This window comes from Streptomyces sp. URMC 124 (genome assembly GCF_051386455.1).
Taxonomy (GTDB): domain Bacteria; phylum Actinomycetota; class Actinomycetes; order Streptomycetales; family Streptomycetaceae; genus Streptomyces.
Genome location: NZ_JBPQTS010000389.1, coordinates 1 through 348, shown reverse-complemented (window position 1 = coordinate 348; position 348 = coordinate 1). Strand labels below are relative to the sequence as shown.

The window sequence follows — 348 nt, the reverse complement described above, 5'->3', positions numbered from 1 at the left end:
GGGTGTGGTGGGGGTGGCGCGAGGGCTCGGTCGGCCGGTGCATCAGGGTCTCCCTCCCGCCCCGACCCGCGTCATGATCTCGCAGAGTGCGCGGTCGTCGAAGACGCGTGTGGCCGGGATCCGCACGGTGGTCCGGCGTTTGCCGGTCACGGGGTGGCCGGCGAGGTTGGTCCAGTAGCAGCAGTGCCTCAGGTGGAGGCTGTCGTGGCCGGCGCGCAGCCAGTCGTCGCGCGATCTCGGCACGATCATCACGACGAGGATCTTGTGGACGGCGACGGGGGTGCGGGCGAGCTTGGCCAGGTGGTCGTTGTCGAGGGTGAAGGCGAAGGTGGGCGCGGGGGCGGCGGG

1 protein-coding gene is annotated in these 348 nt (G+C 71.8%); it reads right to left on the bottom strand.

Annotation, left to right across the window (positions count from 1 at the left end):
* Positions 1 to 42 precede the first annotated feature (42 nt).
* On the bottom strand, positions 43 to 348 hold a 306-nt coding region (locus tag ACSNOG_RS33075; RefSeq protein WP_436756370.1), incomplete at its 5' end, for a DUF4365 domain-containing protein.